The 22,643-nt window shown below is 60.6% G+C and carries 23 protein-coding genes; 14 read left to right on the top strand and 9 right to left on the bottom strand.

Annotation, left to right across the window (positions count from 1 at the left end):
• Positions 1 to 131 precede the first annotated feature (131 nt).
• On the top strand, positions 132 to 1,559 hold the full coding sequence (gene hldE, locus ACPW75_RS23895) for a bifunctional D-glycero-beta-D-manno-heptose-7-phosphate kinase/D-glycero-beta-D-manno-heptose 1-phosphate adenylyltransferase HldE (RefSeq protein WP_016352090.1): 1,428 nt from the start codon (positions 132 to 134) through the stop codon (positions 1,557 to 1,559).
• 151 nt (positions 1,560 to 1,710) lie between these two features.
• Here the strand turns inward: hldE and tolC are convergent, their stop codons facing one another.
• A complete protein-coding gene (tolC, locus tag ACPW75_RS23900; protein WP_029302135.1) occupies positions 1,711 to 3,036 on the bottom strand; it encodes an outer membrane channel protein TolC in 1,326 nt (441 codons plus the stop codon).
• A gap of 306 nt (positions 3,037 to 3,342) precedes the next feature.
• Here tolC and nudF point away from each other — a divergent pair, with 306 nt between their 5' ends.
• The 12 genes from nudF to ACPW75_RS23960 all read left to right on the top strand — a co-directional run bounded on the left by nudF (position 3,343) and on the right by ACPW75_RS23960 (position 15,853).
• Positions 3,343 to 3,984: an ADP-ribose diphosphatase gene (gene nudF / locus ACPW75_RS23905; protein ID WP_179101291.1), complete on the top strand. Its 642-nt coding sequence runs from the start codon at positions 3,343 to 3,345 to the stop codon at positions 3,982 to 3,984.
• Positions 3,985 to 4,092: 108 nt separating this feature from the next.
• Positions 4,093 to 4,539 carry a DUF1249 domain-containing protein gene (locus ACPW75_RS23910; RefSeq protein WP_017409511.1) on the top strand — a complete coding sequence of 149 codons (447 nt, stop codon included), beginning with the start codon at positions 4,093 to 4,095 and terminating at the stop codon, positions 4,537 to 4,539.
• 26 nt (positions 4,540 to 4,565) lie between these two features.
• Positions 4,566 to 5,384, top strand: a complete 819-nt coding sequence (gene cpdA, locus ACPW75_RS23915; RefSeq protein ID WP_011707475.1) for a 3',5'-cyclic-AMP phosphodiesterase — start codon at positions 4,566 to 4,568, stop codon at positions 5,382 to 5,384.
• A gap of 9 nt (positions 5,385 to 5,393) precedes the next feature.
• Positions 5,394 to 5,981, top strand: a complete 588-nt coding sequence (locus ACPW75_RS23920; protein ID WP_077095184.1) for a YqiA/YcfP family alpha/beta fold hydrolase — start codon at positions 5,394 to 5,396, stop codon at positions 5,979 to 5,981.
• A 2-nt stretch (positions 5,982 to 5,983) separates the two neighbouring features.
• Positions 5,984 to 6,607 (top strand): NUDIX hydrolase, encoded by a 624-nt coding sequence (locus ACPW75_RS23925; protein WP_077095183.1) that lies wholly within the window; start codon positions 5,984 to 5,986, stop codon positions 6,605 to 6,607.
• 37 nt (positions 6,608 to 6,644) lie between these two features.
• Positions 6,645 to 7,046 (top strand): GFA family protein, encoded by a 402-nt coding sequence (locus ACPW75_RS23930; protein WP_077095182.1) that lies wholly within the window; start codon positions 6,645 to 6,647, stop codon positions 7,044 to 7,046.
• A gap of 117 nt (positions 7,047 to 7,163) precedes the next feature.
• Complete coding sequence (locus ACPW75_RS23935; protein WP_005305321.1) at positions 7,164 to 7,382, top strand: DUF1656 domain-containing protein; 219 nt, start codon at positions 7,164 to 7,166, stop codon at positions 7,380 to 7,382.
• The gene (locus ACPW75_RS23940; RefSeq protein ID WP_077095181.1) at positions 7,375 to 8,241 is read left to right on the top strand and encodes an efflux RND transporter periplasmic adaptor subunit; all 867 of its coding nucleotides are present in this window, start codon (positions 7,375 to 7,377) and stop codon (positions 8,239 to 8,241) included. Before ACPW75_RS23935 ends, ACPW75_RS23940 begins: the two co-directional genes overlap by 8 nt.
• 1 nt (position 8,242) lies before the next feature.
• Positions 8,243 to 10,252, top strand: a complete 2,010-nt coding sequence (locus tag ACPW75_RS23945) for an FUSC family protein (RefSeq protein WP_077095180.1) — start codon at positions 8,243 to 8,245, stop codon at positions 10,250 to 10,252.
• Between the two features lie 114 nt (positions 10,253 to 10,366).
• Positions 10,367 to 12,262: a DNA topoisomerase IV subunit B gene (parE, locus tag ACPW75_RS23950; protein ID WP_077095179.1), complete on the top strand. Its 1,896-nt coding sequence runs from the start codon at positions 10,367 to 10,369 to the stop codon at positions 12,260 to 12,262.
• Between the two features lie 160 nt (positions 12,263 to 12,422).
• Positions 12,423 to 14,714 carry a DNA topoisomerase IV subunit A gene (parC, locus tag ACPW75_RS23955; protein WP_077095178.1) on the top strand — a complete coding sequence of 764 codons (2,292 nt, stop codon included), beginning with the start codon at positions 12,423 to 12,425 and terminating at the stop codon, positions 14,712 to 14,714.
• 122 nt (positions 14,715 to 14,836) lie between these two features.
• Positions 14,837 to 15,853, top strand: coding sequence for an alpha/beta hydrolase family protein (locus tag ACPW75_RS23960; RefSeq protein ID WP_256821905.1), 1,017 nt, complete (start codon positions 14,837 to 14,839; stop codon positions 15,851 to 15,853).
• 93 nt (positions 15,854 to 15,946) lie between these two features.
• Here ACPW75_RS23960 and ACPW75_RS23965 read toward each other — a convergent pair whose 3' ends face one another.
• Complete coding sequence (locus tag ACPW75_RS23965; protein ID WP_077095176.1) at positions 15,947 to 16,855, bottom strand: LysR family transcriptional regulator; 909 nt, start codon at positions 16,853 to 16,855, stop codon at positions 15,947 to 15,949.
• An 87-nt stretch (positions 16,856 to 16,942) separates the two neighbouring features.
• On the opposite strand from ACPW75_RS23965, the gene ACPW75_RS23970 reads away from it, so the two are divergent.
• Positions 16,943 to 18,187 carry an MFS transporter gene (locus ACPW75_RS23970; protein ID WP_077095175.1) on the top strand — a complete coding sequence of 415 codons (1,245 nt, stop codon included), beginning with the start codon at positions 16,943 to 16,945 and terminating at the stop codon, positions 18,185 to 18,187.
• A gap of 181 nt (positions 18,188 to 18,368) precedes the next feature.
• Here ACPW75_RS23970 and ACPW75_RS23975 read toward each other — a convergent pair whose 3' ends face one another.
• The 7 genes from ACPW75_RS23975 to ACPW75_RS24005 form a co-directional block, all read right to left on the bottom strand.
• Positions 18,369 to 18,743 carry a hypothetical protein gene (locus ACPW75_RS23975; protein WP_042064827.1) on the bottom strand — a complete coding sequence of 125 codons (375 nt, stop codon included), beginning with the start codon at positions 18,741 to 18,743 and terminating at the stop codon, positions 18,369 to 18,371.
• 57 nt (positions 18,744 to 18,800) lie between these two features.
• The gene (locus tag ACPW75_RS23980; protein ID WP_026080289.1) at positions 18,801 to 19,052 is read right to left on the bottom strand and encodes a hypothetical protein; all 252 of its coding nucleotides are present in this window, start codon (positions 19,050 to 19,052) and stop codon (positions 18,801 to 18,803) included.
• 236 nt (positions 19,053 to 19,288) lie between these two features.
• Positions 19,289 to 20,191, bottom strand: a complete 903-nt coding sequence (gene atcC / locus ACPW75_RS23985) for a cold adaptation protein AtcC (RefSeq protein WP_077095173.1) — start codon at positions 20,189 to 20,191, stop codon at positions 19,289 to 19,291.
• An 11-nt stretch (positions 20,192 to 20,202) separates the two neighbouring features.
• Complete coding sequence (gene atcB / locus ACPW75_RS23990) at positions 20,203 to 20,970, bottom strand: cold adaptation protein AtcB (protein WP_005343119.1); 768 nt, start codon at positions 20,968 to 20,970, stop codon at positions 20,203 to 20,205.
• A gap of 12 nt (positions 20,971 to 20,982) precedes the next feature.
• A complete protein-coding gene (gene atcA, locus ACPW75_RS23995; protein WP_045525544.1) occupies positions 20,983 to 21,525 on the bottom strand; it encodes a cold adaptation protein AtcA in 543 nt (180 codons plus the stop codon).
• A gap of 23 nt (positions 21,526 to 21,548) precedes the next feature.
• Positions 21,549 to 21,833 (bottom strand): cold adaptation protein ActJcold adaptation protein ActJ, encoded by a 285-nt coding sequence (gene atcJ / locus ACPW75_RS24000; RefSeq protein ID WP_005305278.1) that lies wholly within the window; start codon positions 21,831 to 21,833, stop codon positions 21,549 to 21,551.
• A gap of 279 nt (positions 21,834 to 22,112) precedes the next feature.
• Positions 22,113 to 22,640 carry a protein disulfide oxidoreductase gene (locus ACPW75_RS24005; protein WP_143238947.1) on the bottom strand — a complete coding sequence of 176 codons (528 nt, stop codon included), beginning with the start codon at positions 22,638 to 22,640 and terminating at the stop codon, positions 22,113 to 22,115.
• Between the last annotated feature and the right edge of the window lie 3 nt (positions 22,641 to 22,643).

A 22,643-nucleotide genomic window follows, 5' to 3' on the forward strand; every position in this document is an offset into this window, starting at 1 on the left:
TTCACTGGCGTGATGGGAATCGTCACTACCGGTTTCTTTAAATGGAAACCGCAGGTTTGCTTTTTCTCCCTCAAATAAAAGAGTGTGATAAAATCGGCGACTGATTTTTCAGGTTTTGAGAGTCGATACAGATGAAGATCACCCTGCCCGAGTTTGAAAAAGCCCGCGTTCTGGTCGTTGGCGATGTCATGTTGGACCGTTATTGGCATGGCCCCACCGGCCGGATCTCGCCCGAGGCACCGGTGCCCGTGGTCAAGGTCGAACACATTGAGGAGCGCCCGGGGGGCGCCGCCAACGTGGCGCTCAACTCCGCCGCGCTGGGCGCCCACGCCGTGCTGCTGGGTCTGACCGGTCAGGATGAGGCCGCCGATGCCCTAGCTGGCCAGATGGCCGGCGTCAAGGTCGCCTGTGACTTCGTTCGTCTGGCCGACTACCCGACCATCACCAAGCTGCGCGTACTGTCGCGCAACCAGCAGCTGCTGCGTCTGGACTTTGAAGAGGCCTTCCACGATGTGGACTCCACCCTGCTGATGGGCAAGGTCGAGCAGGCGCTGCCGCACAGCGACGTGATGATCCTCTCCGACTACGGCAAGGGCGCCCTCAACGACGTGCCCGGCATGATCCAGCGCGCGCGCGCCGCCGGCATCCCGGTGCTGGTCGATCCCAAGGGGACCGATTTCGAGAAGTACCGCGGTGCCACCCTGCTGACCCCCAACATGTCCGAGTTCGAGGCCGTGGTGGGCAAAGTGAAGAGTGAAGAGGAGCTGGTTGCCAAGGGGCTGGAGCTGGTCAAGCGCTTCGAGCTGGAGGCCCTGCTGGTCACCCGTTCCGAGAACGGCATGACCCTGATCCGTGAAGGCCAGCCCGAGCTGCACCTGCCGGCCCAGGCCCACGAGGTGTATGACGTGACCGGTGCCGGTGATACCGTCATTTCCACCCTGGCCACCTCGCTGGCCGCCGGCAAGAGCCTGGACGAAGCCTGTGCCCTGGCCAACACCGCCGCCGGTATCGTGGTCGGCAAACTGGGGACCTCCACCGTCAGCCCGGTCGAGCTGGCAAATGCCCTCTACACCGAGCAGGAGACCGGCTTTGGCGTCATGTCTGAAGCCCAGCTCAAGATTGCCGTGCAGGCCGCCCGTCTGCGTGGCGAGAAGGTGGTGATGACCAACGGCTGCTTCGACATCCTGCACGCCGGTCACGTCTCCTACCTGGCCAATGCCGGCAAGCTGGGGGATCGCCTGATCGTGGCGGTCAACACCGACGAGTCGGTGCGTCGCCTCAAGGGGCCGGGTCGTCCGGTCAATCCGACCGAGCGCCGGATGGCCGTGCTGGCCGCGCTGGGTGCCGTGGACTGGGTGGTGCCCTTCGCCGAGGACACCCCGCAGCGGCTGATCGCCGAGGTGTTGCCGGACCTGCTGGTCAAGGGCGGCGACTACAAGCCGGAAGAGATTGCCGGCTACGCCGAGGTGACCGCCAACGGTGGCGAGGTGCGGGTCCTCAACTTTGAGGATGGCTGCTCCACCAGCGACATCATCAAGACCATCCGCGAACGCGGCTAAGCGCAAAACCCGGCCAAGGCCGGGTTTTTTGATGGGGCAGCCGGGCCGGTGACATGATGTTGCCTGGCTGACTCCTACCAATGCACTCCCGGCGGCGAACAGAGATGAAAAAGGCGACCCTCTGGTCGCCTTTTTGTCGTCATGAACCGGATCAGGATTTGTTCTTGGCCTGAGCGGCGGGCATCAGCCCCTGGTTCACGTCTTCCAGATCCTTCTGTTCCAGCGTGCCGGCGGCCTGCTTGAGGGAGAGGATGCTGAGGATGTAGTTGTAGCGGGCCTCGGAGAGCTTCTGTTTGGCCTGGTACAGCTTGCGGGTGGAGTCCAGCACGTCGACGATGGTACGGGTACCCACTTCGTAACCCGCTTCGGTCGCCTTGAGGGCGCTGTCGGCGGAGATAACGGACTGGCCGTAGGCGCGCACCGAGCCGATGCTGGCGTTCACGTTGTTGTAGGAGGAGCGTACCGTGCTCTGCACGTTGCGGAAGCTGCGCTCCAGCTGTTCGCTGGCGGCCACGTAGTTGAACTGGGACTGCTTGACCTGGGAGGTGGTTGCCCCGCCGCTGTAGAGCGGCAGCTTGAAGTTCAGACCGATGTTGGCCTGATTGGCGTTGCTCTCCGGGTTGCGGATCTCGTCCTTGTAGTCGCTGTAGGTGCTGGAGAGGCCGGCACCCAGATCCAGGGTCGGCTCATGACCGGTCTTGGCCAGATCGATCTGCTCCTTGGCGATGTCCTTGCCGATGCGGGCACTGTGCAGTTGCAGGTTCTTGTCCAGCGCCAGCTCCAGCCACTTGTCGGAGTTGAACGGAGTCTTCTGCGGGCTGAAGCGCTCGGTGTTGAGCACGTCCAGCTGACGGTGGTCGATACCGGTCAGCTCGCGCAGGCTCTCGTAGCTGTTGTCCAGGGTGTTCTCGGCGTTGATCTCGTCCGCCAGCGCCTGATCGCGCTCGGCCTCGGCTTCGTGCACGTCGGTGATGGCGGTCAGGCCCACTTCAAAGCGCTGCTGGGTCTGTTCCAGCTGACGTTCCACTGCGGCCTTGTTGGCGCGCACGAACTCAAGGGTGTCCATCGCCTTGAGCACGTCGAAATAGGCCTGGGCGGTACGCAGCATCAGGTTCTGGATTTCGAGGTTGTAGGTCACGTCGGACTGGGTGGCGCTCTTCTCGGTCAGGCTCAGGTTGACCCAGTTGCTGCGGCGGTAGATGGATTGGTCCAGCGACAGGGAACCGGTGGCGTTGCTGTTGGTCTGGGTATCACCCTTGTTCTGCAGGTAGTTCAGACCGGCGCCCAGGTTGATCTGCGGCAAGAGGGCGGCGCGGGATTCGTTGATCTTCTCGAAGGCCTGGTCACGCTTGGCTTTGGATTCCAGCAGCTGGGTGTCCTTGATCTGGGCCTGTTGGTAGATATCGAGCAGGTTTTCGGCATGGGCGCCGGCGCTGACGCCCAGCAACACCATGGCTGACAAGAGTGTTCTTTTCATAGATCGTTTTAACCTTATGTATTAACCCAAAGCTGTCGCTGGATGAAGGAGGGGTATTGTCACTGAGCAAGCTTGATTTCAGCTTAATCACTCTACTATAAGCAAAATTTTATGATAACTGTCTCTTTTCCAGCGACAGGAACGTCAAGAACGAGGGTGAGTTTTCTCCCCCTCGTGCCTAGCCAAATGTCCTGTGGCTGCTAAAATCCATCCCTCATCTCCGACGGGAGCGAGTGAATGAATGTTCATTCATGTTCCCGGATTTTATGGTCTAACCGAGCCAAGTCAAGCTGGCGGGAGTCTCGTATGTCGCAGCAAGCCTTGCCCCAAACCCGTCACTACTCTGCCGATGACGTGAAAATCATCGATAAATCAGCAGGATATAACGGGTTCTTCAAAGTGAACGTCTATCGTCTGCAGCACAGGTTATTTGCAGGTGGCTGGAATGAGCCCATCGTCCGCGAGCTGTTCGAGCGCGGCCATGCCGCCGCCCTGTTGCCCTACGACCCGGTGCGCGACCAGATCGTGCTGGTGGAGCAGTTTCGCATCGGCGCCATCGAGACCAGTGCCACCCCCTGGCTGCTGGAGCTGGTGGCCGGCATCATAGACCCGGGCGAGGTCGCTGAAGAGGTGGTGCGGCGCGAAGCAGTGGAAGAAGCGGGCATCGAGGTCGGCCGCTGCGAGCACGCCATCAGCTATCTGGTGAGCCCGGGCGGCAGCACCGAGCGTATCGAGGTCTACGTGGGCGAGGTGGATGCCAGCAAGGCCGAGGGGATCCACGGTCTGGCGGAAGAGGGGGAAGACATCCGGGTTCACGTGGTGAGCCGCGAGCAGGCCTATGCCTGGCTCATAGAGGGGCTCATCGACAACGCCGCCTCCGTCATCGCCCTGCAGTGGCTGGCTCTCAATCACGGCGAGCTGCGTGCCCGCTGGCTGGCGGAGCGCTAAGGTGGCGCTCGTTCGTTCTCAGGCCAAGTGCTATGTGCCTGATTTGATGTCCTTGCAGCGTACTTGTGAGGTCAACTATCCATGTGCTCGGATTGATGGAGCTGAGAAATGTCGTTAGTCCAGAGCCCGATGAAGCGCTATGTGCCTGATCTGATGTCCTTGCAGCGTACCTGCGAGGTCAACTACATGACCCTGATGAAGCTGTTGCCCCCGGGCGGCAGTGTCGGTGCCGAACGCCGCTATCAGGTGGGCAACGGCCTGCAGTTTCAGCTCACGGTGAGCGAGGAGAGTCGCTTCACCAGCCAGGTGATCCTGGCCCAGCACAACCCGGAATTGCCGAGTTATTTGCAGGCCCGGATAGAGATTCGTTTGTACCATGACGTGCGGATGGCGGAAGTGTGTGCGGCGCAACAGATTTCAAGGTTGCAACCACGTTATGATTATCCCAATAAAAATATGCACCAGCGGGATGAAAAGGAGCAGGTAAACCTGTTTCTGGCCGATTGGCTAAAATTTTGTCTCAGACATGGTACCAGCCTGATAAACATCCTCTAGTTGAACTCATAAAAAGAAGCGTGATTTTGGAAACAGAGCTACCCCAGGCGCAGGACGGCAGTGTGCGCCTGTTGCAAATTACCGACACCCACCTCTTCGCGAGTGCCGAGGGGCGGCTATTGGCCGTGCGCACAGCCGAGAGCCTGGCTGCCGTGCTGGAACGGGTGCAGGCCAATGACCATCCGTTCGATCTGATCCTCGCCACCGGGGATCTCTCCCAGGATCACAGTCCGGAGTCCTACCAGCGCTTCGCCTCCATGATGGCGCCGCTGGCGCGCCCCATCTACTGGCTGCCCGGCAACCACGATGACGGCCCCCTGATGACCGAATACCTGCACGCGGCCGGCATCAGCGAGGCCAAGCAGCTGGTAGGCGAGCACTGGCAGGTGATCCTGCTGGATACCCAGGTGCGCGGCAAACCTCACGGGGTGCTGGGGGATCACCAGCTGGCGGCGCTGGATCAGGCACTGCGCCAGCATCCCGAGCGCCATGCCCTGATCGCCCTGCACCATCAGGCGGTGCCGGTGGGTTGTGCCTGGCTCGATCAGCACAATCTCAAGAATGCCGATGACCTGTTTGCCGTGCTGGCCCGCCACCCGCAGCAGAAGACCATATTGTTCGGCCACGTCCACCAGGAGTTTGACGAGGTGCACCGCGGGGTGCGGCTGATCGCCAGCCCCTCCACCTGCATCCAGTTCAAACCGCTCTCCGATGGCTTCGCGCTGGACGAATCCGGCCCGGGCTGGCGCTACCTCACCCTCTACCCGGATGGCCGCATCGCCAGCCAGGTGTGGCGTCTGCCGGTGGGGCAGTTCGTGCCCGACCCCAATGCCACCGGTTATTGAGGAGTCGCGATGAAGCCCGTACTCCTCTACCTGCACGGTTTCAACTCCTCGCCGGGCTCCGCCAAGGCGCAGCAGATGGCTGCCTGGGTGGCTGAGCACAGACCCGATATCGAGGTGGTGATCCCGGCCCAGCCCAACACCCCGGCGGCGGCCTGGGCGGCCATCGAGCAGACCATTGCCGATCTGCAGAGCCGTTATGGCAACGAGTTCAAGCTTGGCGCCGTGGGCAGCTCCCTCGGCGGCTTTATGGCGACCCGGGTCAGCGAGCGATACGGCTGTCGCGCCGCCCTGATCAACCCGGCGGTGCGCCCGCACGAGCTGCTCTGTGACTACCTCGGCCCCCAGACCAACCCCTACACGGGGGAGCAGTATCAACTGCTGCCTGAACACATGAATGAGCTGCGGGCGCTGGCGGTGCCGGTGAGGGCCCCCGAGCGACTCTGGGTGCTGCAACAGCAGGAAGACGAGGTGCTCGACTACCGCAAGGCGCTGGACGAATACCGTTTTGCCCGCCTCTCGCTGGAGTGCGGCGGCGACCACGCCTTCGTGGCGTTCGAGCGCTACCCCGCCCAGATCGTCCGTTTCCTCGGGCTCTAGCCATGCAGCCGCCGTTGGCCACCTTTCTGGAACAGGTGCTGGCCACGGCGCAAGCGGGCCTCACCTACTCCAACGATCCCTTCGATATCGGCCGTTTCGAGGCGCTGCGAGCGGCCACGGTGGCGCTCATCGCCAGCCAGAGCGAGCTGGCACCGGAAGCCATCAGCGACTGGATCGCCCTCGATCGCGGTTATCCCACTCCCAAGCTCGATGTGCGGGCCTTCATTCAGAACGATGCGGGCCATATCCTGTTGGTGCAGGAGCGCAGCGACGGCTGCTGGACCCTGCCGGGGGGCTGGTGCGACATCGGTGACTCGCCGGCGGGGGCCGTGGTGCGCGAAGTGGTGGAGGAGACCGGCCTCGAATGTCGTGCCGTGCAACTGCTGGCACTGTTCGACAAGCTGAAACACCCTCATCCACCCCAGCTGCCCCACGCTCACAAGGCGTTCTTCCTGTGCGAGGTGACCGGCGGCCAGCTGCTGGGCGAAACCGATGAAACCAAAGGGGCGGGGTACTTCCCCATCGACGACTTGCCCCCGCTCTCCCGCCATCGGGTGGTGGCGTCCCAGCTGCGCACCCTGTATGACCATCTTTTACAGGGGCGGCAGGATACCCTGTTCGATTGATTGGCTCGGAACCTGAACCCGTCTGCAAGGAGGTAGCATGATCAAGCGCATCGGCAATACCCCCATTCAGGAGCGGCACAAAGCCAGCTGCCACTGCGGCGCCGTGGTGCTGGAGCTGACCCTGCCGGACGGCGTGGTGGATCCGCGCCGCTGCGACTGCTCCCTCTGCCGACGCCGGGGTGCCATCGTCGCCTCGGTGCCGCTGTCCGGCATCCGCATCCTGCAAGGGGAGGAGGCGCTGCGCTGCTACCAGTTCAACACCCGCACCGCCAAGCACTACTTCTGCAGCATCTGCGGCATCTACACCCACCATCAGCGCCGCTCCAATCCGGCCCAGTATGGTTACAACCTCGCCTGCCTCGAAGGCGTCAATCCGTTCGAACTGGGCGAGGTGCCACTGCTCGATGGCATCAACCATCCGGCGGATCGGCTGGTCTGACCGACAGGGTCTCATCTGCTCCTGTAGCGCCTTGCGGGGCTGTGATAATCTTGCCAGACCCGCCGCATGGCGGGCCTTGAGTCCGCATAATCTCGCTTGCCAACAGGGAGCCCGCTTGTGACAACTTCAGCACTGCCGGATCTGATCCTGGGCGCCTCTCTCTACTTTCCGCCCCTGTTCAAGGCGGTTCTGCTCGGCCTGCTGGGCTGGCTGCCCGTGCACCACCTGCTGCGTGACTGGCTCTACGGCGGGGATGTCTGGCATCCCCTGCTGATGGATCTCTCCCTGTTTATCCTCGCCGTCAGCGGCGCCCTATGGATATTGCTACATGGCTAAATCACCCCTCGCGACCCTCAAATACTTCTCTACCCTGCTGGTCTGCGCGCTGGCGCTGGCGGCGGGCTGGTGGCTGTGGAACTACTACATGCAGGGGCCCTGGACCCGGGATGGCAAGGTGCGCGCCGAGCTGGTCAGCATCACCCCCGAGGTGTCGGGCAAGATCATCAAGATAGCGGTGAAGGACAACCAGCTGGTGAAGGCGGGGGAGGAGATCTTTACCCTGGATCCCGAGCCCTACCGGATCGCGCTGGACAACGCCCAGGCGGCGCTGGCCAAGGCCAAATCGGATCTCGACAAGGCAGAGCACGAGGCGAACCGGCGCAGCGGCCTGTCGCGCAGCGTCATCTCCGCCGAGGCGGTGGACGAGGCCCGCCTCAATGCCCAGGCGATGAAGGCGGCCTACCAGGTGGCCCAGGCCAATCTGGAGCAGGCCAGATGGTCGCTGGCCAAGACCCGGGTACATGCCGCGAGCGATGGCTACATCACCAACCTGCAGACCCGGGTCGGCAACTATGCCAGCGCCGGGGTGCCGCTGGTGGCACTGGTGGACATCCACTCCTTCTACGTGCAGGGCTACTTCGAGGAGACCAAGCTCAGGCACATAGCGCCGGGCAAACCGGCCGAGGTAGTGCTCTACAGCGGGGAGCAGCGGCTGCGCGGCGAAGTGGAGAGCATAGGGCGCGCCATCCACGATCAGAGCGTGGAGGGGGCCGACAACCTGCTGCTGGACGTCAAACCCAATGTGCCCTGGGTGCGGCTGGCCCAGCGGGTGCCGGTGCGGATCAAGCTGCTGGAGGTGCCGCCCGGGCTGACGCTGATTGCAGGCACCACCTGCACCATCTCCATAGGGGAGTAAGGTGGCCGCCTCGCTCTGGCGCCAGACCCCCTGGGGCAAGGCCAATGGCGGCCAGTGGCGCTACGCCCTGCGCAACAGCCTGGCGATGTGCCTGTCGCTCTGGCTGGCCTTCGTGCTGGAGCTGGACTCCCCCTACTGGGCGATGACCTCAGCCGCGGTGGTGAGCTTTCCCACCGTGGGCGGCGTTATCAGCAAGAGTCTGGGGCGGGTGGTGGGCAGCCTCATCGGTGCCATGGCGGCGGTGGTGATCACCGGCCTTGGCATCAGCGATCCCTGGCTGTTCAGCTTCCTCATCGCGCTCTGGCTGGCGCTCTGTACCTACATCTCCAACCACCATCAGAACAACGTCTCCTACGCCTTTGCGCTGGCGGGCTACACCGCCGCCATCATCGCCTTCTCCTGCGTCAACGTGACCGACCCGCAGCACATCTTCGACATCGCCCAGGCGCGGGTGAGCGAGGTGATCGTCGGCATCCTCTGCGGTGGCCTGCTGATGATGATCCTGCCCAGCACCTCGGATGGGGAAACCCTGCTGCAGTCGCTGCACAAGACCCAGGCCCGCCTGCTGGAACATGCCCAGCTGCTCTGGCTGGGGGAGGCGAGCCCGGAGGTGCGCACTGCCCACGAGGGGCTGATCGGCCAGATCCTCACCATGAACGTGCTGCGCATCCAGGCGGTCTGGAGCCACCATCGGCTGCGTCGCCACAACCGGCTGCTCAACTTCCTGCTGCACCGCCAGCTGCGGCTCATCAGCCTCATCTCCAGCCAGCGCCGCATGCTGCACAACTGGCCGGAGCAACCGGAGGGGCTGCAGGCGTTGCTGGAGCGGCTGCTGGTCGAGCTGGGCCAGCCCGGCTGCGACAAGTACCGCATCGCCCGGCTGCTGGCCCCCTTGGTGCCGACGGCGGCCAGCGATTACCGGCTGCACACCTTCTGGCGACGGCTGCGCCACTTCTGCTGGAGTTATCTGGAGTGTCAGCGCTGGCTGGATCGGCTGGCCCATTACGACGATCAGGAGTGGCCGGCACCGCCGCGCCACTCTTCGCTCACCAGCCACACCGACACGCTGGAGGCGGCCTACAACGGCGGGCGTACCTTCCTCTGCGTGCTGCTGGGCTGCGCCTTCTGGATCCACAGCCAGTGGGATGCGGGCAGCTCGGCGCTGACCCTGCTCTCCATCTGCTGCGTGCTCTACTCGGCCACCCCGGCGCCCGCCAAGGGGGCCAACACCATGCTCAAGGCGATCCTGCTGCTGAGCCTCATCTGCTTCGCGGTCAAGTTCGGCCTGATGATCCGCCTCGACGACTTCTGGCTCTTCTGCGCCCTGCTGTTCCCCGTGCTCATCACCATGCAGCTGTTCAAGCAGCAACAGCCCAGGCAGGCGGTGTTGTGGGGCCAGCTCATCGTGCTGCTCGGCTCCTTTCTCGCCATCACCAATCCGCCGAGCTACGACTATCTGCAGTACATCAACGGCAGCCTGGGGCAGGCGCTGGGGGTGATGAGTGCCGGACTGGCATTCCAGCTGCTGCGACCGAGCTCGGATCGGCGCAAGAGCCGCCGCCTCATCCGCTCCCTGCGCCGCCACTTCATGGATCAGCTGGAGCCGGCCCCGCGCCAGAGCGAGAGCCAGTTCGAATCGCTCATCTATCACTGCATCAGCCAGCTCAGCCAGAGTCAGGATCAGACCGCCCGCCTCTGGGTGCTGCGCTGGGGCGTGGTGCTGCTCAACTGCAGCCACATCGTCTGGCAGCTGCGCCAGTGGCGCGGCGAGGATCAGCCCCTCTACCTGGTGCGCGACAACTGCATCCGCTCTCTGCAGGGGATCCTCACCGAGCAGGGGGTGCAGCACGCCTCCCTAGATCGCACCCTGGCCGAGCTGCAGCGGATCAGCGCAGCCCTGGCCAACCACAGGGAGTCGACGGCGCGGGAGCTGGCCGGCATGGTGTGGCGGCTGCACAGCTCGCTCTCCCAGTTGCAGCAGGCGCTGCCGGTGGCGGCCGAGGCGCGCTGAACGGGCCGGCGGGGCAACTTACCCCGTCCGGATCAAGCTTTGCCGCCGCCGGGTTTGTCCAATACCCTCCCAACGAGTAAGATTCTCCCCAAACGTCAATTCGCAAGGCCCTCCATGTCTACTCAATACAATGCGGATGCCATTGAGGTCCTCAATGGCCTTGAACCGGTGCGTCGCCGCCCCGGCATGTATACCGACACCACCCGGCCCAATCACCTCGGTCAGGAGGTCATCGACAACAGCGTCGACGAAGCGCTGGCGGGCCACGCCCGTACTCTGGAGGTGACCCTGTATGAAGATCAGTCCCTCGAGGTGATCGACGACGGTCGCGGCATGCCGGTCGACATCCACCCGGAGGAAGGGGTGTGCGGGGTGGAGCTGATCCTCTGCAAGCTGCACGCGGGCGGCAAGTTCTCCAACAAGAACTACCAGTTCTCCGGCGGTCTGCACGGGGTGGGCATCTCGGTGGTGAACGCCCTCTCCGAGCGGGTCGAGGTGACGGTGCGCCGTGACGGCCAGGTCTACGACATCGCCTTCGAGAAGGGTGAGAAGGTGCAGGAGCTGACCATCACCGGCACCTGCGGGCGCCGTAACACCGGCACCCGGGTGCGCTTCTGGCCGGAAGCCCACTACTTCGATTCTCCTAGGTTCTCGGTCTCCAAGCTGGAACACCTGCTCAAGGCCAAGGCGGTACTCTGCCCAGGTCTGACCATCAAGTTCCTCGACAAGAACACCGGCATCAAGCTGGAGTGGTGCTATGAAGACGGCCTCAAGGATTACCTGGTCGACGCGGTCAAGCAGTTCACCTGCCTGCCGGAGCAGCCCTTTGTCGGCGCCTTCAGCACCGAGCAGTCGGCGGTGGACTGGGCCCTGTGCTGGTTGCCGGAAGGGGGGGAATGCCTCGCCGAATCCTATGTGAACCTGATCCCCACCGCCCAGGGCGGTACCCACGTCAACGGTTTGCGCCAGGGCCTGCTCGACGCCATGCGCGAGTTCTGCGAGTTCCGCAACCTGTTGCCGCGCGGGGTCAAGCTGACCCCGGAAGATATCTGGGATCGCTGCGCCTACATCCTCTCCATCAAGATGCAGGATCCGCAGTTTGCCGGCCAGACCAAGGAGCGGCTCTCCTCGCGCCAGAGTTCGGCGTTTGTCTCCGGCGTGGTGAAGGATGCCTTCAGCCTCTATCTGAACAGCAACACCGAGCTGGCCGAACAGCTGGCCGAGCTCTGCATCTCCAGCGCCCAGCGCCGGATGCGCGCCGCCAAGACGGTGGTGCGCAAGAAGATAACCCAGGGCCCGGCCCTGCCCGGCAAGCTCACCGACTGTAACTGCGCCGACCCCATGCAGGGGGAGCTGTTCCTGGTGGAGGGTGACTCCGCGGGCGGCAGTGCCAAGCAGGCGCGGGATCGCGAGTTTCAGGCCATCATGCCGCTGCGCGGCAAGATCCTGAACACCTGGGAGGTGGAGGCCGGTCAGGTGCTCGCCTCGCAAGAAGTGCACGACATCTCGGTGGCCATCGGGCTCGACCCGGACTCGGAAGATCTCTCCGGCCTGCGCTACGGCAAGGTGTGCATCCTGGCGGATGCGGACTCGGACGGTCTGCACATCGCCACCCTGCTCTGCGCCCTGTTCGTGAAACACTTCCGCGCGCTGGTCAATCAGGGCCACGTCTATGTGGCCATGCCGCCCCTCTACCGGATCGATATCGGCAAGGAGGTCTACTACGCCCTCGACGAGGACGAGAAGAACGGCGTGCTGCAGCGGGTCGAAGCCGAGAAGAAGAAAGGCAAGGTGATGGTGACCCGATTCAAGGGGCTGGGTGAGATGAACCCGAAACAGCTGAGAGAAACCACCATGGATCCCAACACCCGCCGTCTGGTGCAGCTCACCATGGGGCCAGAGGCCGAGGGGGACGAGACCCTGCAGCTGATGGACATGCTGCTGGCCAAGAAGCGGGCGAGCGATCGCCGCGAGTGGCTCGAAGAGAAGGGCAACCTCGCCATCATCTAAGCCGTTGACCGGCCCTGTCGGGGCCGGCAAGCATTTAGCCGGAGTCGCCCTGTGGCGGCTCCCAAACCGAAAGAGATAATCACATGAGTGATGCTATCGAGCTCAGTCTGTGGATGAAGTAGAGCGCCAACCGGCTCTATAACCGAAAGAGAACAAATCTATGAGCGATCTAGAGCTCAGTCTGGACGGGGTAGAGCGCCAGCCAATGCGCACCTTCACCGAGCAGGCTTACTTGAACTACTCCATGTACGTCATCATGGATCGGGCCCTGCCGCATATCGGCGACGGCCTCAAGCCCGTGCAGCGGCGCATCATCTACGCCATGAGCGAGCTGGGTCTGTCGGCGCTGTCAAAGCACAAGAAATCCGCCCGTACCGTGGGTGACGTGCTGGGTAAGTACCACCCCCATGGCGACAGCGCCTGTTATGAAGCCATGGTGCTGATGGCCCAGCCCTTCTCCTACCGCTACCCGCTGGTGGACGGTCAGGGCAACTGGGGTGCGCCGGACGATCCCAAATCCTTCGCCGCTATGCGTTATACCGAGGCGCGGCTGTCGCGCTTCTCCGAGCTGCTGCTCTCCGAGCTGGGCCAGGGTACGGTGGAGTGGACGCCGAACTTCGACGGCACCATGAAGGAGCCGGTGGTGCTGCCCGCCCGCCTGCCGCACATCCTGCTCAACGGGGTGACCGGCATCGCGGTGGGGATGGCGACCGACATCCCGCCCCACAACGCGCGGGAAGTGGCCCACGCCTGTGTGGAGCTGCTGGACAACCCCAATGCCGGCCTGGATGCCCTGATGGCCCATGTGCAGGGACCGGACTACCCGACCAACGCCGAGATCATCACGCCGCGCGACGACATCCGCAAAATCTACGAGACCGGCAAGGGCTCCATCAAGCAGCGGGCGGTGTGGAGCGAAGAGGATGGCGACATCGTCATCACCGCGCTGCCCCATCAGGCTTCCGGCGCCAAGATCATGGAACAGATCGCCGCCCAGATGGTGGCGAAAAAGCTGCCCATGGTCACCGATCTGCGCGATGAGTCGGACCACGAAAACCCGACCCGTCTGGTGATAGTGCCGCGCTCCAACCGGGTGGACGTGGAGGGGCTGATGGCCCACCTGTTCGCCACCACGGACTTGGAGAAGAACTACCGGGTCAACCTCAACATCCTGGGTCTGGACAACCGGCCCCAGGTGAAAGACCTCAAGACCATCCTCACCGAGTGGCTGAGTTTCCGCCGCGAGACGGTGCGCCGTCGCCTGCAGTATCGCCTCGACAAGGTGCTGGCCCGCCTGCACATCCTCGAAGGTTTGCTCATTGCCTACCTCAACATCGACGAGGTGATCGAGATCATCCGCACCGAGGAAGAGCCGGGCCGGGTGATGATGGAGCGCTTCAACATCAGCGAGACCCAGGCCGAGGCGATCCTCGAGCTGAAACTGCGCCACCTGGCCAAGCTCGAAGAGTTCAAGCTGCGCGCCGAACAGAACGAACTGGCCGAAGAGCGCGACAAGCTGGAACTGATCCTGGGTTCCGAGCGCCGTCTCAGCACCCTGCTGAAGAAAGAGATCCTGGCAGATGCCGAGAAGTACGGTGACGATCGCCGCACCCCGCTGGTGGAGCGCGCCACCGCCGTGGCTCTGACCGAGAAGGAGCTCACCCCGAGCGAGCCGGTCACCGTGATCCTCTCTGACAAGGGCTGGGTGCGCGCCGCCAAGGGCCACGACGTGGATGTGGAGGGTCTCTCCTACAAGGCGGGGGACGGTTATCTGGCCCACGCCCATGGCCGCAGCAACCAGCAGGCGGTGTTCCTCTCCACCCTGGGGAGAACCTACTCGCTGGAGGCCCATACCCTGCCCTCCGCCCGCAGTCAGGGTGAGCCGCTCACCGGCCGCTTCGCGCTGGGGGCTGGTGAAGAGGTGCGTCATCTGGTGATGGGGAACGAAGGCGAGCCGTATCTGATCTGTTCCGACGCCGGTTACGGCTTCGTCTGCAAATATGACGACCTGATCGGTAAGAACAAGAACGGCAAGGCGCTGCTCACCGTGCCGGAAGGGGGTCTGGTGATGGCACCTCAGAAGATAGGCGCGCCGGACACCGATCTCTGCATGGCCATCTCCAACGAAGGGCGCATGCTGCTGTTCCCGCTCAATACCCTGCCGGTGCTCGGCAAAGGCAAGGGCAACAAGCTGATCAGCATCCCCTCGGCACGGGTGAAGGCGCGAGAGGAGTTTGTGGTGATGGCCGCCGTCATTCCGCAGGGCCAGTCGGTGACCCTGTTTGCCGGCAAGCGCAAGCTGACCCTCAAGCCAGCTGACCTTGATTACTACCGCGGCGAGCGCGGCCGCCGTGGTGCCAAACTGCCTCGTGGTCTGCAGCGGGTCGATCGCATCGAGATTGAAACCGTCGCCGGCGCAGAACCGGCAGCCGGGGAAAATCAGGAAGGGTAGTCAACGGATCTATACAAGATGGGAGCGAATTATTCGCTCCCATTTTTTTGTGAAAAATGACTCCTCATGGGGATAGTGGTAGCGTGTCGTCCCAATGTCGATTGGATCAGAAAGGATATCTGATGAGGCTTCTTTTTCGTTATTTTTTACTTTGTGCAATATGTACGTGCAGTGCCTTGCCATCCTTCGTCGTATCGGCTGAATATACAGGGTTTAAGCGTCTCATAGTGACTGATCCTGTAGGTGAAAAGCCTATGGATGCCGTATATTTCTATCCCGGTGTGGCCGCAGAAAAAACACCAAGTACGATAGGCCCTTATCAAATAGCGGCACAAAAGGCGCTGAATATAGTACCAGGCCGCTATCCAGCCATAGTGATCTCACATGGCAACGCCGGTAGTTTATGGAGTCATCATGACCTTGCCACGACTCTGGCTCGGCAGGGAAATATTGTTATTACCCTCACGCATCCTGGTGATAACTACAAGGATCAGACAGGGGCAGGGGCCATTAGTTCCTGGTATGGTCGTCCATTACAAATATCTGCCGTTATTACTGCTGCGACCAATGATATTGAACTAGCTAAATATATTGATAAAGATAAGATAGCATTTATTGGTTTCTCTGCCGGTGGAGCAACAGGATTGTTGTTGAGAGGAGGAGATATTGATGCAGGACGCTATGAAAATTATTGTCGTAAATATGACATGAGTGCCATATGTTCAAACAAAGGGGTAATGATAAATGACCATCCTGGTCTAGTTGTGCACCCCGATTCTAGGATAAAGGCATGGGTTTTCATGGCTCCGGTGAGCATGGCATTCGCTCCCGGCTCACTCAGAAGAGTGATTGCCCCTACCCTTATTTTTACTGGTGATAAGGATGAAGAGCTTTCTTGGAAAGAAAATGCCAGAGACCTGGCCACCACGTTGGCTGCAGAAAAAGAATTTCAGGTAATACACAATGCCGGTCATTTTGTTTTTCTCTCTCCATGCTCTGCTCAATTAAATAAACTGGCACCAGCTATTTGTAATGATGCACCAGGAGTAAACAGAGATGATATACACACGATAATTAACGGTAAAATTTCTGAATTTCTCAGCAGAGCGTGGCTTAAAGTGAAAGAGCCGCGGGTCTGATGGGAAAGAGTAATCAGCGTTCGAGAACGATGGCCGCCGGGTTTTGGTATCTTGCAAAGCCGATGTTACCAACTGAGGCTTTACCGGTATTAGTTACTGATAACTAATGATGTTTTGCCGTATAAAGTCAATAAATACGCGCGTTTTAGCCGGTAGATATTGTCGATTTGCATAAACAGCAAACAACTGCAATGGGGCAGCGGGTAATTCAAGTTCAATCTCAACCAGGCTGCCATCATCAATAAACTCCTGGCAAGACATCTTGGCAAGAATGGCAAATCCGACCCCGGCGAGCGCGGCTTTTAGCGCCAGTTCACCACTATTGACACGGTAATGTTCATTGACCTGAACGGTGGAAAATTCAACGTCGGGACGAGCGAACTGCCAAGGCATTCCCTTCAGGGCGTTTACCGTGGTGATACAGGGAAGGTCTTGTAGCTGTGTCGTGTGGCTGGGAAGCCCGCACCGCTGAATAAGAGCCGGAGAGCCAACCACGGTACAAGGAATGGTGGTCAGATGGCTGGCGATATAATCGCTGTCATCCAGCTTTCCTCTGTGAATGATGACGGCTATGTCCAGGTCTTCTCTTAATGTCTCAAATCCTGACAGGTTGGTAATACAGCTGATCTTTATTTCGGGATGCTGACAGGCAAAGTCCGCTATCGCGGTACCGAGCAGTCTGGGGCCGGCTTCATTGGGAATGCACAGGCGCAGTGGCCCTTTCAGCTGAATCTGCTGTGATGTCAATTCAGCCTCGGTTTGCTCCAGTGATTCCAGCAAGGGTTTTACTCGGGTATAGAGCAGCTGACCAGCCTGAGTGAGTTTCATATGCCGAGTACTGCGTTCAATAAGCTGGAGTGACAGTCTCTCTTCCAGCTGAGCAATACTTCTGCTGATGTTTGAGGTCGGTATTTCAAGGGTTTTGGATGCGCCGACAAAACTGCCTTGTTCAACTACCGCAATAAATATTCTTGATGAAGTAAAGTCCAGGCCGGTGCGCATCTATTGTCCCTGATGTGATAACAGTCTGTGCCATTCTAAAGGATAAAAATAGATGATGGTAGTAGGTATGCTGTCTGTCTCCAAATATTGAGCATGGACACTATGATGTCAGAAAAAGACAAGGCAGGTAAGACACCTTATTTTAATGGTGCAGTGATGGATGTGGGTAGCGTTTGGCTGGCTGCCTTTATTCAATTGGTGAGTGCGCTGGACTTTATGATGATCATGCCGCTTGGACCTGATTTATCTCGCGCGCTAGATATCAGTCCAACCTATATAGGATATTTGGGGGGAGGATATGCACTTGCCGCCGCATTATCATCTTTATTATGTGCCAGATATATTGATCGATTTGATAGAAAAAAGGTGGCATTGCTCTCATTGCTGGGCGTCACACTATCCACCTGGGCCTGCACCTTGGCGTGGAATATGGAAAGCTTGTTCTTTACCCGTTTGTTGGCAGGTATATTTGCCGGTCCGGCAACGTCGATAGCAATGGCGATCGTCGTGGATGCCACGCCAGTACCACAACGTGGTCGAGCGATGGCGATAGTGATGGGGGCTTTCTCGTTGTCAGCCATTGCCGGTGTGCCCTTGGGATTGGAATTGGCCATGTTGAAAGGGTGGAGCGCACCTTTTTATGTCGTCGGGGGGGTGGGCTTGTGCGTCAGCGTGATGGTATTTATGCGGCTGCCGAATATGACTTCCCACTTAGGGCAACACCAAAAGGTTTTTTCAATCACGGCTATGTTGAAACGAGCCGTGGTGTGGCATGCATTTATGGCAATCGGATTGGCTATTTTCAGCACCTTCCTTATTGTTCCGAACATGGCGGCCTATTTTCAGTTCAATCTCGGTGTGCCTCGCAGCGATATGAGTCAGTACTATGTCATGGGCGGTGTTCTCAGCGTGATCGCGATGCAGTTGGGTGGTTATTTGATGGACCGCGTTGGCGCAGTGCGTATCACGTTGTGGGCAGGGGGATTGATTATCGCCATTGTCTGGGATGGTTTCTTGGGGTCCCCCTTGTTGCCGACCATGGTCATTTTTACCTTGTTCATGGTGGTGACATCGACACGGACGATCACGGCTGCTGCTGTTAATAGCCAGGTCGCAGAGCCCGGGGAACGAGCAGGGTTTATGTCATTGCAGAATGTGTTCCAGCATATATTCAGCGGTTCGGCCGCCGTCGTCTCTTCGATGCTGTTGACGGATGTCGATGGTCACTTGGGCAATATGGCTACCCTGGCCTGGCTGGTGATAGCGCTGACGCTGGTGCAACCCGTCTTTCTTTATCGGCTGCTTAAACGGTTATGTGTGGTGACCGCTTAGCGTCATGTTTTATTTATAACGAAGTGGCAGGGCCGCAGGTTTGATTGGCGAAGCGTGATCAGATAAGCGTGAAAGCCGGTTGCTGCAATATGTTTAGTGCCCCTCTCTCGTTTGGAGAGGGGCAGCGTGAAGGAAAGTAACCGTTGGGCGCCGTCAACAAGGCGAATTGCACTGCCGCAAATCAGTTGTCGAAATTCCACTGTATGGGCAGCTCAAGATCGAATATCAGCTGATCCCCGTCGAGGCGAAAGGCCACGCTGGTTTGGTGCTGGTCATATTCATCGATCAGCCGGCAGCTCTCGGCGAAGTTGGATTCGTAGCTGAGGCGCGCACTGCCGCCGGTGTGAGCCCCGTCGAGTTCCACCACCAGTACCCGCAGCGGGTCTTTCTGACTGAGCTTGACCCGGCTGTCACCCACATCCACCAGCCGCTCCAGCAGGGGGAAGAAATCCTGCTTGTGGGTCTCTATCGCCCGTGCGATGGCCTGCTCCAGCTCGGCGTGGCTGGCAAGGGTGCCATTCAGGGTGTAGCGGGTCTGTATCCTTTCCTGGGTCATAAACTGTTCCTCTCGGGGTTGCCGGCGGGCGCTTCTCCCTTGGCTGCGATGGGGCGCTCAGGCGGGGATGCGGCCATTGCGCACCAGGGCCCGGCGGATGTTCTTGCACATCTTGCCGAAGCGCTGGATCTCGTCGAAGGAGGGCGGAATGCCGCGATCGATCTGATATTGCCAGTAGCAGAGGTCCGTATCCACCAGCTCCATCAGCTTCTTGGGGCAGCCGATGCAGGTGTTGTCCGGCCCGCATTTGAAGGTATCCGGTTGATAGAGGGGAAATTCCGCCTTCACGGCGTCGATGATCTGCTGCATCGCGGTAATGCGGTCCGGCTTTCTACTCACTGCTCGTTCCCCGGCTCTGGTATGGGGGAGTCATTATATCCTTGCCAAAAATGGGGCCAATGACGCTTACGGGGTAGTTTTCTACCGAGGGCGGCGGCCATGACAAGGGTTTCTGCTGCCAGCGGGATGGCGGATAGCACAACGCCCGGCAAGCCGGGCGTTGTGGGGAGGAGCGGTGGGGGCCGTCCTGCAGGGTGCATGGCCCCTTAGAAGTCGTGATAGAGCGGCCAGCCGAGCAGCGGGTGCTTGAGACCGGCGCGCATCTCCATGTTGTCGAGCTTCTCCGGTGAGGCGTTTTCTTTTTGCAGCAGCTGGTACTGGCGCACAAAGCCGAGGGTGTGCAGCAGGTTGGGCACAAAGCCCGGGCTCAGCTCCTGGCGCAGGGCGGCGGCCATGTCGGCGGGCAGCGCATTCAGCATCAGGGCGAGCTGGGCGGCGAGGTAGTCGGTGTCATACCAGCTCTCGTCGAGCTCAATCTCTCGCGCCAGTTTGCGCTTGAGATCCTGCTTCACCTTGAGCGGGGCGGCGCCACTGCCCTTGCCGCAGAGGATGCGGTAGAGCAGCGCTTCGGCCAGCTTGTCCTCCATGGTGGGGTGGTCGCTCTCGCAGGCGAAGAAGTGCTGGTCGATGAGTGCCATCAGGCGACTCTTGTTGTGCTCGGTCAGCGCCTTCTCGTACTCCTGCCACCCTTGCCACTCCTCCACATCGGGCGGGCTCGAGATCTTGTCCAAGAGCCGCGCATCCACGTCACCGTAGAGGCTGTTGCCAGCCTGCTTGGGGCTGACGGTGATGAGCATTGACCAGCCCTTCTGAAACGGCTTGATGGGGCCTTCCGGCGCCTGCAGCAGCGCCAGCGCCTTGGCCGGATCCCGCGCCGAGAGCTCCTGCAGGCCGAGGCTCACCACGCCGATGACGTCGTGGGCGGCCTGCTCCAGCAGGTGCATCTTGTACTTGTTGTAGTACTTGTCGGCAAATTTGAGGCTCATCAGCACCGCCTTGCCCTTGATGGCGGCCAGCTGTTGCTCGGTCAAACGTTCATTGTCGCGGCCAAAGCGCAGCACCTGGGTCAGAAAGGGGCCCAGGTTGGCATCGCGAATGACTAACTGCATGAATGGGCTCCTTAATCCAGAAAGCTGAACATGTCGTCGACGTCGCCGTACTCGTCTTCCTCGACCTTGTTCTTCTCTTTGGCCTGCATCACCAGCTCGGCGGCAAACTTGTTGATGATGCCGTCCCAGCTGGAGTGCTCATTGCGCAGCAGCGCCTTGATGGCTTTCTCCACCTCGGGGGCCAGCTCGCGAATGAGCATCAAGAGGCTGCGCGGGTCGTCCAGCGCATAGTCGTGGACATCTTCGCTCTGCTGGCGCTCGCTGTAGCGCAGGGACTCTTCAAGGTCTTCCTCTTCGGCGTGCAGCACGTCGCGATAGCCCTCGTCCTCTTCATAGCGATCGCCGCGATAGAACTCGATAAAGGGGATGGCGAGGTAGAAGAGACCTGCCGGGTCTTCGGCCACGCACTCGAGGATCTCGCGCTGCTTGGCCTCGCTATCCTGGGTGCGGATCAGGTAGTTGAGGAAGTCGAAGGTGTGCTGTTGCAGCTCATCGGCGTTGTTCTTGATCGCCTCTTCCCAGTAGAGCGGCTGCTGGCAGACGATGTCGCGGATCCGCTCCGGGGTCATCAGCTCGGAGATGATGGAGGGGAAGGAGATATCGTGCTGGCCGTTAATCTGGGTCAGGGTAACGATATCAATATTTTCAATCACTTCTGCCAGCTGGTCGTCAGACATGGTCTTGGCGATCAGCTCGAACTTTTCGCTGGCCTGCTTCGGCTCGATAACGGCCAGCTCTTTGATCTCGATGGCGGTAATTTCTATCAGACTGTTGCTCATGCCTTGCCCCAATTAGAAACGGACTTCGTCGTACATATCCTGCTCGCCCTGGTCATCACCATAGCGGTCGCTGCCGCCGTGGTAGTCGGCGTCGGCATCTTCCCCGTCTTCCTCTTCTTCATCGCGCAGCTCATAGTCGTCATCACCGCGGTGGCTGCCGCGCGGGAGCGGGTTGTCGAGCAGGAACAGCACGGCGCAGGCTTCCATCAGCTGATCTTCGCTCTGGGCCCGCACCGCCTTGACCAGCGGCAGGACGGCGTTGTTGAAGCCGACGCTCACCTTGAACTCGTCCCAGGAAGGCTGCTCGCCGCTGGCGAGCCACTTGTTCCACTGCGACTTGGCCTTGGCCGGGAACTGCACCCGGCCATAGAGGGCGAGCGGCAGGTATTCGGGCATGAACTCCAGCATGCTCATGTCGGCCAGCAGCAGGGCCTTCATCTGGTCGGTGAACTGCTCGAGTCCCTTGGGGTCGTCCTGATCCCGGTAGGATTCGATGTTTTCACTGGCATCGCTTTGCAGGGCCTTGAGCCGTGCCTGGTCCCATTTATTTTGCATAGTCGCTCTTCTTGCCTGGTGGCTCAGGGGTAGAACTGGTCCCACATCTCCTGCATGGCAGCAGCGGGATCGGTCACGATGACGTTGTTGAAATCCTTGATAAAGGCGGCCCGCTGTTTCGGATCGGACAGCACTTCATAAGCCTGCTTTACCTGGTGCAGCTTGAGGGCTGCCTGCTCTTTCTCTTCTTCGCTCGCCCCGTGCAGCTTGTCGGGGTGGTACTGGTTCGACAGCCGTCGATAGGCTTTCTTGATGTCGTTTTCACTGGCGTTGGACTTGACGCCCAACACCCGGAAGTAGTTGTTCATGACGGATCCTGCCTCACTGGCATCGTGGAATTGACCCTGCGCTGGCCTGGCGGCGGGGCTCTTGGCAAACCAGGCTCGGCAAAAACCCGACATTTTAACGCAAACAGGCCGCCATCGCCATGGATAGGAAGCGAACAGATGGGCGTGCGGGTGGCGTCGTGCGGGGCCTCGTCAGGGGAGGTTTGGGGCCGTTTGTGACTATTTTGTCAGTTCCATGGCGACCCATGTGTGACAGGGGTTGAAAAAACGCCCGGACTGGCCGGGCGTCGAGGTCAGGGGTCAGCGCAGGCTGGCCCACAGCAGACGGGCCTTGAGCCCGAGCCATGAGCTCCAGCCGGTGGTGGTGCTCACTAGCTTCCCATCCTTGATGATGAGGAAGGTGGGGGTGACCCCCACCTGCCAGCGAGCGGCCAGATCCCCCCGCTCATCGTTGTGGGTGGGAAAGGCGAGCCCCCTCTTCGCCATCCCGGCGCGCAACTGGTCATCGCTGCCGGAGCGCAGCACCACCGTCAGCACGTTTTCACCTTGCTGCCAGAGCTGCTCCACCGTGGGGGTGGTGAAGCGGCAGACGCCACACCAGCTGGCCCAGTAGTAGACCAGCAGAGGCTTGCCGCGGCTCTGCTCGGCCAGGCTGGTGGTGGTGCCATCCTGCAGGGTGAAGGGGGCCTCCATGGCTCCCGCCGGCAGGGTGGGGCTGCGCCACAGATCCAGCAGAGTGGAGATGACCAGCGCCATCAGCAGCAGCCAGAGCGCCTCCTTGCCCCAGCGGCGCCAGCGGGGTGGCTTTACGACTGCATCCTCCGCCATGGT

The sequence above is a fragment of the Aeromonas sp. FL131 genome (assembly GCF_049860615.1).
In the GTDB taxonomy this organism is placed as follows: Bacteria; Pseudomonadota; Gammaproteobacteria; order Enterobacterales; family Aeromonadaceae; genus Aeromonas; species Aeromonas hydrophila.